This is a genomic window from Geomonas sp. (assembly GCF_056994735.1).
The window spans coordinates 1-8,671 of record NZ_JBXKJL010000436.1 but is presented as its reverse complement, the minus strand read 5'-3'; the positions used below and the strand labels follow the sequence as shown (position 1 = coordinate 8,671).

Here is an 8,671-nt window from a genome sequence, read left to right as displayed (position 1 = left end):
CCATGCCGTCCGGCGAGGACATGGTGCTCAATGAGGACGTGGCAGTGATCCTCGACTGGGAGAAGGAGATCCCTCACGCGGTGCGGGTGCCGGATTTCGAAGGCGTGCCGGCGGCGGTTTGATGCCGTCAGTGCCGGCAGCGGGACCTTCCCCCACCCCTACCCCCTCTCAAAGGGAGTGGGTAGGGTAGGGCAGAAGCTATAAAAGGAAAAGGCCGCCCCCATTGCCGGGGCGGCCTTTTTTATTCAAGCTCTTTGTCCACAGTCCCCTCTCCCTTTCGTAGGAGCGCCCTTCCGGGCGCGAACCGCAGCAACGATGCGCTCCCACTGCAAATCCCCCCTGTCCCCCCTTTGACAAGGGGGGGACGCAACAGCCACCGACTTCCGCACAAGCACCTTTTCCGGTGTCCCCCTTCCCGGAAGGACACGGTGCAAGTCCCCCCTCTCCCTCGGGGAGAGGGAATAAGTCAGTACTTGACCTTCTCGAGGAACGCCTGCACCAGCGGGGTGAAGGTCTGGTGCTCGAGCAGGAACGCGTCGTGTCCGTAGGCGGAGGTAATCAGGTGGTACTCGACGTCCTTGTCCAGCTTCTGCAGTGAGGTCACCATCTCCTCGGTCTGGGCGGGGGGATACAACCAGTCGGAGGTGAAGGCGAAGAACTGGATGGCGGCCGTTACCGGTGCGAAGGCGTCGTCAATCGATTCGTAGCCCCAGGAGACGTCGTAGAGATCCAGGGCCTTGGCGAGATAGAGGAAGGAGTTGGCGTCGAAGCGGTCAACGAAGTTGTAGCCGTTGTAGTTCAGGTACCTTTCCACCTCGAACTGGCCGAAGAAGTCGAACTGCCCGTCGCGGGCCGAGAAGCGGCGGTTGAACTTGGCGGTCATCGACTCGTCGGACAGGAAAGTGATGTGGCCGATCCCGCGGGCCAGCGCGAGGCCGTCCTTCGGGTTCTTGCGGTACTCCCCCTTTTTCCAGTTCGGGTCGTTGAAGATCGCCCAGCGGGCCACCGCGTTCAAGGAGATGGCCTGGGCCGAGGGGCGGGGTGTGGTGGCCAGCACTACTGCCGAGGCGACGCGGTCCGGGTACTGGGTCGCCCATTCCAGCGCCTGCATCCCGCCCATGCTCCCGCCCAGCACGCAGTAGAGCCGCTCGATCCCCAGCCGGTCCATAAGCAGTGTCTGGGCCTTGACCATGTCCCGGACGGTGATCACGGGGAAGGCGAGGTTGTAGCGTTTCCCGGTTTTCGGGTTGATGGAGGTCGGGCCGGTGGAGCCGAAGCATGACCCGATGACGTTGGAGCAGATCACGAAATAGCGGTCGGTATCGAGAAGCCTGCCGGGACCGACGATGTCGTCCCACCAGCCGGCTCTCTTTTCCTCGGGGCTGTACCGCCCGGCAAGATGCGCGTTCCCGGTCCAGGCATGGGTGACCAGGATGGCATTGGAGCGGGCCTCATTGAGAGTGCCGTAGGTTTCGTAGGCCATCTCGATGGGGCCGAGGATACGACCACTTTCCAGGCGAAGCTCCGTGTCAAACCTGGCGATCTCTTCTTTTACTATGCCGATGGACATATCTCTCTCTACAACTTCTTTCCTAGGGAGGACCGCGCCGGGGGCACGAAAAAAGCCCCCTCTCTGGTAATGAGAAGGGGCTTTTGGGGTTATAGATGTGACAAAGCGCCTTTCTCATCTTCGCCTTTCGGCAGGATTTAGCACCTGGCGCCCCTTCCGGGGCCGGTTGCTGTGGTTTCGCAGGGCCTTTCCCTCCACCACTCTTGATAAGCTAGGTCTTCCGTATTCAATTTTCGGTGAAGAATAAGGGAGGCGCTCTCTTTTGTCAACGCCAAACTGAGTCCAGGCGCCTACAGACAATCCCGGTACTTGACCATCAGGTAGATGCAGAGGATCCCCCCTGCCGCCATCAGCAGATCCCTCCCCCAGGGAACGGGCTTGTCGAGTGTGGCGTAGATGACCGGGTCCAGCAAAGCGCTGGTCAGTAGGCCTACGCCTCCCCAGGAAAGAAGCTTCTTCATGATTCAATGGCGCGGAAGACTGCGGCGAAATCCTGGTCGGAGAGTCCCAGCGCTTTGGCCCTCTTGAAGCTTTCATTCGCCGCCGCCGCCGAATAAAGCGGCTGTCCCACGGAGTCGCCGAGGGCGACGGCCAGGCGAAGGTCCTTCTGCATGTGTTTCAGGGGGAAGGCGGTCGGGAAGGAGCCTTCAGTTATCTGCGCCCCCTTGAGCTTGAACATCGGGTTCGCCATGGCGCCGGAGTCGAGGACGTCGAGGAGGTCGGCACCGGAGAGCCCGGACTTGCTGGCCAGGGCGATCCCTTCGCAGAAGATGGTCATCATCCCCCCCATCACCATGTTGACGATCAGCTTCATCTCGGCTCCGTGGCCCAGCTCGCCGAGGAAGAGGCTCTTCTTGCCCATCTTCTCGAAGAGTGGCAGCGACTCGTCGAAGAGCCGCCTTTCACCCGCGGCAAGGATGATCAAGGTACCGTCCTCCGCCGGTTTTTTGCTCCCCGATACCGGCGCCTCCAGGAACCTCCCCCCCTTGGCAGCGATGGCGGCCCCGATCTCCTGCGACGTGCCGGCGTCGACCGTGGACATGTCGACGTAGCCCCTGCCATCACCGATCCCATCGAGAGCGCCACCCGGGCCGAAGCAGACAGCTCTTGCCGCCGCCGGGTCGGCCAGCATGGCGATCGTTATGCCGCAGGAGGCAGTGACTTCGGCAGCCGTGTCGGCGACCTCGGCGCCGAGCGCGGCGAGTTCATTGCACTTGTCCTTCGACCTGTTCCAGACCGTGACCTTGAACCCCGCCTTGAGCAGGTTCTTCGCCATGGCGCTCCCCATGATGCCGAGTCCCAAAAATCCGTATTTTTCCATGCCTTCCCTCCGCTATTTTTAATCGACAATCCGCACCCGGCGCCACTTCCGCACCGAGTTTATCAGGTAGACCTCTTTCGCCTCTTCCAGGTCGCTCCGGGTAAGTGTCCTCTCCTTGATGGTCCCTGCGGCCAGTAACTCCCCCCTGAGTGTGCCCGGCAAGAGACCGCACTCTACCGGCGGAGTAAGAAGCTCGCCGTCGATCAGGGCGACGATGTTGTTGCTCGTCCCTTCGGTCACCACGCCACCTTCGTTGATGAAGATGATCTCGGTAAGATCGGGCCTGGTTGCTAACTCCTTGGCATACAGGGCGCGCCTGCTCGTCTTGTGGTAGAGGAAGGGATCCGCGGATTGCACAGTCGCCTTGGAAAACCCGGCAGTGGCATCCTGCGCAGGAGCCTCGATCGGAGCCGCCTCGCAGCTGATCCCGCCGTCCTTGAATAGGAGCAGCCGCACCTTGTGCTTGCCGCCAACCGTCGGTGCCGCATCCTCCAGCGCACGCCTTGCCGCTCCCGGATCCAGGGGGAAGGAGAAATAGGAGGCAGAAGTGGCGAGCCTCTCCAGGTGCCGCTCCAGAAGGAAGTACCCGTCGTCGTACAGAAGCGATTCGATGAGGTGGAAGTCGCACCCCGGTTGCTGCGCGAAACGGGCTTTCGAGAGGCTCTCTGCGTATTCGTCTGCCGAAACCGAATCATAGGTGATGCCGCTTCCGATGCCGATCTCCCCGCGCCCCGACTCCAGGTCGATGACGGCTGTCCGTATGGCGACGCTGAACTTGGCTTCGCCTCCAGGGGAGAAATAGCCCAGGCAACCGGTGTAAAGGCCGCGCGGCTCTCCCTCGATCTCTGCGATGATTTCCATGCTCCTTCTCTTTGGTGCGCCCGTCACCGAGCCGCAAGGGAAGAGGGCCTGTAACAACTGTAGTGGACCGACCTCGTCCTTCAGCCGGGATTCGATGGTGGAGGTCATCTGGTGCACGGTCGGATGCGTCTCCACGTCGAAGAGCGAGGCCACGCGCACCGAGCCTGTCTGCGAGACCATTCCCATGTCGTTTCTCAGGAGGTCGACGATCATCAGGTTCTCGGCAAGCTCCTTCGGGCTTTCTCCCAGCCTTTTCTTCTGTGCGAGATCCTCCTCAGCGGATCTCCCTCTGGAGGCGGTCCCCTTCATGGGGCGCGTGGTGAGGATCCCGTCAGCCACCGAAAAGAAGAGCTCCGGCGAAGCCGAGACGATCCTGTAGCGCCCGGCTTCTAGATAGCAGCTGTAAGGGGTGGGCTGGCAGCCACGGATCTGGTCGAAGAAGGCACGGGGTGATCCGGAGAAGGAGAAGCGCTGCCGCATTGTCAGGTTGATCTGGTAACAGTCACCGGCGGCGATGAGATCGCGTATCGAGGTGACGGCGCCGACGAAGCTTTCTTCGCTGCGGGATGGCTCCCATTCGGAGGTTTCAAAGGGTTCCGGGCAGGAGGGTAATGATTCAGCGGAGCGCGTTTCGAAGAGGCCGAACCAAAGGAGTGGGAAATCCCCTCCCTGACACGTGCCCAGGTCCGTGTTGATCGCGTCGGCAGCCTCGTAGCTGATAAACCCCGCCGCGTGCAGCCCTGCAGCCACCTGCCGCTCCAGGTGTTTCAGGGCCGGGACCACTTCGTCCGGTCTGAGCGCAATGACCTCGCCCACCTGTCCGGTGAAGGAGAAGCCGTGTATATATGTGGCGGGTGTATTCAATACTTCAGTCCAGGTCAGATATTAGGAAGTGCTGGCCCTTGAGGGGCCTCGGTGTTCCTCTGTGGTGGGCTCTTGAGATTCACCGCCCGCCCGAGCAGATGCCGCTGATGGGGCAGTCGAGGCATTTGCTGAGATCCTTGCCGTCGCAGCCCTCGGAGATGCCGAGGTGGCAGAGGGAGAAGTCATATTTCACCGGGTCCGCCGGGTCGAACTCCCGCAGCTTCGCCGTGATCTCGCACGCCATCCGCCAGTCCGCCTGTTTCCGGCTGGTGAAGCCCAGGAACCGGCAGATTCTCTGGATGTGCGCGTCCACCGGGATCACCAGCTTCGAGGGCGATATTCCCTTCCACATCCCCAGGTCGATGCCGTCGTCGGGGCGGACCATCCACCGCAGGTACATGCACATCCTTTTGCAGGCGCTTCCAGTGGCGGGGGAAGGGAAGAAGAAGGGAAAGTAGGAATCTCGAGGGATGCCCGCGCTGCCGAAGACCTCCGACAGGTCCAGGCTCTTGACGGCGGCGCAGAAGCCGGCGAGCGTCTCGGTCACGTCTTCCCTCGCCTCGTCGTGGAAGCGCAGCATCCATCCCTCGATGGAGCCGGCTTCCCTCAGCATGGTCTGGCAGGCGAGGAGCAGCGCGCAAAGGTCGCGGCAGTCGTTGAAGCGGTGCTTGAAGTTGGCGAAGAGCCGTGCCCCTTCATTATAAGTGAAGCTCTCGATGAAGCGTCTGGGGGAGTCCCCCATGACGCCGAAGATCCCTTCCAGGTTCTTGCGGATGATGCTGACCTTGCCATAGGCAAAGCAGGCGGCGATCAGGCCGACCACCTCCCCGTCCTCCGGATTTTTGTAGCGATGACAGAAGGATAGAGGGTCGTTGGCGAGATGGGCCTGCGATCGGGAGGCGTAAAGTTGTTCCAGGATCGGCTTGAGCTCCACGGATTACTTCCTGTCTGAGGCGATGGACATTCCGTCACAGCCTGCTAGATTATCATAGAGGTTGAACAGCTTAAAGCTAAAAGGGGGCAGCACACATGAAGCTCGCTGAACTGTTTCCGGAAGGCGGGAGGGGCATTATCGGTACGGCCGACGCAAGCGGTGTCGTCAACCTTGCAGTGTTCGCCATCCCGCATGTCATCGATGAGAACACCGTGGCTTGGGGCTTTTCGGAGGGACGCACTCTGGGCAATTTGAAGTCGAACCCGCACGCAAGCTACCTGTATCTGGCCCCCACCCGGGGATACAGCGGCTGGAGATTGTCCCTTACCATAAAAGAGGAGACGAGCGTCGCGGAAGAGCTGGAGAAATTCAAGGAAGAGGCGAGGGAGAGGTCGATACCTGCCGCCGGCCCCGCCATCAGGACGGTTGTCTATTTCAAGGTAGACGAGGTGCGCCCCCTTACGTAGTGGGCGGTCCTTTCCTCGGGGTTTCGATGATGAAGGTGACGGGGCCGTCATTGACCAGGGAGACTTCCATGTCGGCCTGGAAAATCCCGCTCTGCACCGGCACGCCAAGTTCCCACACCTTCCCCATGAAGTACTCGTAGAGTTTATTGGCTTCGTCAGGGGCGGCCGCCGTATCGAATGACGGGCGACGCCCCTTCTCGCAGTTGCCGGCTAGGGTGAACTGTGAAACGGCCAGCACGGCGCCCTTGACATCGGGAAGGGCCAGGTTCATCTTCCCCTCCTGGTCGGCAAAGATCCTCAGGTTTACGATCTTCTCCGCCATCCAGTCCGCCTGCCTGATGGTGTCGCCGTTCTCCACACCGAGCAGGACCAGCACCCCGGACGCGATCTCGCCGACCACCCTTCCTTCGACCCGCACCCGTGCCTCTTTTACCCTCTGGATGACAGCCTTCACTTAAAAACCTCCTCTGCCGCTTGCTCATAGATCTGCCGTGCCTGTGGGGAGAAGGCCACGAAGATTACCTTTTTCAGCTCCGGATACCTCGCAACGGCGGCCTTGGCCTCCTCGAGGGCGATCCGGCAGGCCTGATCCATCGGGTAGCGGTAGACCCCGGTGCTTATGGCGGGAAAGGCGATGCTGGTGACGCCGTGCTCGTGGGCGATGCGGAAGGAATTCCGGTAGCAGTTGCGCAAAAGTTCCGGCTCCCCCCTGGTCCCGCCATGCCAGACGGGGCCGACGGTGTGGATCACGTGCCGTGCCGGGAGCCGGTATCCTGCCGTGATTCTGGCCTCGCCGGTCGGGCATCCGCCCAAGGTCCGGCATTCCTCGAGGAGCTGTGATCCGGCGGCCCGATGGATGGCTCCGTCGACTCCGCCGCCGCCAAGGAGAGAGGAGTTGGCGGCGTTGACGATGGCGTCGACTGCCAGCCGGGTTATATCGCCCTCGACTATCTCGATCTTTTCAGGCATGACGTCCCTCCGGTGCTGGTGGTCGCTCAGCTCTCTATCAGGCTCCTCAACCGCTTCAGGTTTTCCACGTCCATACCCTCCTCATGCGGGGTCTCGATTACCTTGGGGACGGTGGCGAAGTGCGGGTCGTTGAGGATGAAGCGGAAGGGCTCGAGGCCGAGCGCACCGTCGCCGATGTGTTCGTGGCGGTCCACCTTGGACCCCAGCCCCTTCTTCGAATCGTTCAGGTGGAAGGCCTGCAGGGTCGAGATCCCCAGAATCTTGTCGAATTCCTCGAAGGTCCTTTGATAGCCATCCCGGTTGATGAGCTCGTAACCGGCGGCGAAGGCGTGGCAGGTGTCGAAGCAGACCCCGAAGCGGTCCGGGAACGACGTTCCCTGCATGATGGCCTTGAGCTGATCGAAGCGGTAGCCGAGGTAGGTTCCCTGTCCCGCCGTGTTTTCCAGCAGGATCTTTCCCGTGAACTGCGGGACCATCGTGAAAAGGAGGTCGAAGGCTTCCGAGATCCTTCTGATACCGACCGCCTCGCCGTCGCCGACATGGGAGCCTGGGTGCATGACGATCTTGTTGACCCCCAGCCGGGCGCAGCGCTCCATCTCCTCCTTGAAGGCGGTGATGCTCTTGTCCTGGATCTCGCCGGGCCCTGCGGCCAGGTTGATCAGGTAGATGTCATGGCTTATGGCTTCGGCGATCCCTTGAGCCGCCATGTTCTCCTTGAAAAGAGCGGCGTCGTCCGCGGAGACCGCTTTGCCTTTCCACTGGTTGGAGTTCTGGGTGAAGAACTGGATGACTCCGGCGCCTGAGTTGGCCCCGCGCTCCGGTGCGTTGAATATGCCGCCTGCTATCGAGACGTGCGCTCCCAAGAAGTCCATGGTCATCCTTTTGTCAGCTGCGATCTGATCAGATCCACCCGTTCGCGGTACTGCTCCGGAGAGAGGATGAGTTCCTGGTGCGGCTCGCTCCAGTGGGGGCGGGGCCACAACGGGTCGCTGGAGGTGCGTGGCACGATGTGCCAGTGCATGTGCGGCGCCATGTTCCCCAGCAGTTCGTAGTTGATTTTATCGGGGGAGAAGACGTTGTAAAGCGCCTTGGCCACGGCGGTAACTTCGGCCATGACCTGGTTGCGCACCGCCTCCTCCAGGTGGAAGAGTTCGGTCACGTGATCTTTGGTATAGACGAAACAGTAGCCGGGGAAAAACTGGTCGCGGTTCAGCGACACCAGAGTCTGGTCCAGCTCGACGATGCGCTGCTCCGGTTCGTCTTCCCATTTTGTGCAGATAGGACAGGGCATAAGGGCGTGAATGGATCCATAGCACCGTGAAAGGTGAAAGGTGAAAGGTGAAAGGTGAAAGGTGCATAGCACCGTGAATGGTGAATGGAAAAACCCCTGCCCCACATCCCCTCCCCTGGAGGGGGAGGGTCAGGGAGGGGGACTTGTGCTGCCATGGTCGATAAACAGTGTCGCCGTCAAAGGTAAGGGGATGGGCGAAAGGTGAAACCGCAACGGTGAACAGCAAAGGGCCTAGGCCTCTCACCATTCACCTTTCACTATTCACCATTCACAGCTTTATCTCTCCGCTGAAGACTTCCACGGCCGCGCCGGTCATGTAGATGTTGCCGTCTTCGGCCCACTCCATCTCCAGGTCGCCGCCGGAAAGGTGGTTCAGGATCTTCTTGTCGGTCAG

General features: G+C 61.0%; 10 protein-coding genes, 1 pseudogene and 1 riboswitch. Of the genes and pseudogenes, 1 reads left to right on the top strand and 10 read right to left on the bottom strand.

Going from position 1 to position 8,671, the window contains the following annotated elements; all coding sequences use genetic code 11:
• Positions 1–466 precede the first annotated feature (466 nt).
• The 5 genes from metX to AC11W3_RS19050 all read right to left on the bottom strand — a co-directional run bounded on the left by metX (position 467) and on the right by AC11W3_RS19050 (position 5,550).
• Positions 467–1,570 (bottom strand): homoserine O-acetyltransferase MetX, encoded by a 1,104-nt coding sequence (gene metX, locus AC11W3_RS19070; RefSeq protein ID WP_484090945.1) that lies wholly within the window; start codon positions 1,568–1,570, stop codon positions 467–469.
• Positions 1,571–1,681: 111 nt separating this feature from the next.
• Positions 1,682–1,783, bottom strand: a riboswitch (SAM riboswitch).
• 77 nt (positions 1,784–1,860) lie between these two features.
• Positions 1,861–2,031, bottom strand: a complete 171-nt coding sequence (locus tag AC11W3_RS19065) for a hypothetical protein (RefSeq protein WP_484090944.1) — start codon at positions 2,029–2,031, stop codon at positions 1,861–1,863.
• Positions 2,028–2,891, bottom strand: coding sequence for an NAD(P)-dependent oxidoreductase (locus tag AC11W3_RS19060; RefSeq protein ID WP_484090943.1), 864 nt, complete (start codon positions 2,889–2,891; stop codon positions 2,028–2,030). The genes AC11W3_RS19065 and AC11W3_RS19060 overlap by 4 nt, the downstream gene beginning before the upstream one ends.
• Before the next feature lie 18 nt (positions 2,892–2,909).
• The gene (gene pabB / locus AC11W3_RS19055) at positions 2,910–4,616 is read right to left on the bottom strand and encodes an aminodeoxychorismate synthase component I (protein WP_484090942.1); all 1,707 of its coding nucleotides are present in this window, start codon (positions 4,614–4,616) and stop codon (positions 2,910–2,912) included.
• 79 nt (positions 4,617–4,695) lie between these two features.
• On the bottom strand, positions 4,696–5,550 hold the full coding sequence (locus tag AC11W3_RS19050) for a TIGR02757 family protein (RefSeq protein WP_484093554.1): 855 nt from the start codon (positions 5,548–5,550) through the stop codon (positions 4,696–4,698).
• Positions 5,551–5,645: 95 nt separating this feature from the next.
• Between AC11W3_RS19050 and AC11W3_RS19045 the strand changes: the two genes are divergently transcribed.
• A complete protein-coding gene (locus tag AC11W3_RS19045) occupies positions 5,646–6,017 on the top strand; it encodes a pyridoxamine 5'-phosphate oxidase family protein (RefSeq protein WP_484090940.1) in 372 nt (123 codons plus the stop codon).
• Here AC11W3_RS19045 and dtd read toward each other — a convergent pair.
• The 5 genes and pseudogenes from dtd to AC11W3_RS19020 all read right to left on the bottom strand — a co-directional run.
• Positions 6,010–6,471, bottom strand: coding sequence for a D-aminoacyl-tRNA deacylase (dtd, locus tag AC11W3_RS19040; protein ID WP_484090939.1), 462 nt, complete (start codon positions 6,469–6,471; stop codon positions 6,010–6,012). The genes AC11W3_RS19045 and dtd overlap by 8 nt on opposite strands.
• Positions 6,468–6,986 carry an O-acetyl-ADP-ribose deacetylase gene (locus AC11W3_RS19035; RefSeq protein WP_484090938.1) on the bottom strand — a complete coding sequence of 173 codons (519 nt, stop codon included), beginning with the start codon at positions 6,984–6,986 and terminating at the stop codon, positions 6,468–6,470. The genes dtd and AC11W3_RS19035 overlap by 4 nt, the downstream gene beginning before the upstream one ends.
• A 26-nt stretch (positions 6,987–7,012) precedes the next feature.
• Positions 7,013–7,858: a deoxyribonuclease IV gene (locus AC11W3_RS19030; protein ID WP_484093553.1), complete on the bottom strand. Its 846-nt coding sequence runs from the start codon at positions 7,856–7,858 to the stop codon at positions 7,013–7,015.
• Positions 7,859–7,860: 2 nt separating this feature from the next.
• Positions 7,861–8,277: an HIT family protein gene (locus AC11W3_RS19025; RefSeq protein WP_484090936.1), complete on the bottom strand. Its 417-nt coding sequence runs from the start codon at positions 8,275–8,277 to the stop codon at positions 7,861–7,863.
• Between the two features lie 268 nt (positions 8,278–8,545).
• Positions 8,546–8,671, bottom strand: a pseudogene (locus AC11W3_RS19020) (diaminopimelate epimerase); the annotation flags it as partial.

Coding starts and splice junctions, on each gene's coding strand:
- AC11W3_RS19065 (WP_484090944.1), bottom strand. CDS start 2,031: ATGAAGAAGCTTCTTTCCTGGGGAGGCGTAGGCCTACTGACCAGCGCT.
- metX (WP_484090945.1), bottom strand. CDS start 1,570: ATGTCCATCGGCATAGTAAAAGAAGAGATCGCCAGGTTTGACACGGAG.
- AC11W3_RS19030 (WP_484093553.1), bottom strand. CDS start 7,858: ATGGACTTCTTGGGAGCGCACGTCTCGATAGCAGGCGGCATATTCAAC.
- AC11W3_RS19045 (WP_484090940.1), top strand. CDS start 5,646: ATGAAGCTCGCTGAACTGTTTCCGGAAGGCGGGAGGGGCATTATCGGT.
- AC11W3_RS19035 (WP_484090938.1), bottom strand. CDS start 6,986: ATGCCTGAAAAGATCGAGATAGTCGAGGGCGATATAACCCGGCTGGCA.
- AC11W3_RS19060 (WP_484090943.1), bottom strand. CDS start 2,891: ATGGAAAAATACGGATTTTTGGGACTCGGCATCATGGGGAGCGCCATG.
- AC11W3_RS19025 (WP_484090936.1), bottom strand. CDS start 8,277: ATGCCCTGTCCTATCTGCACAAAATGGGAAGACGAACCGGAGCAGCGC.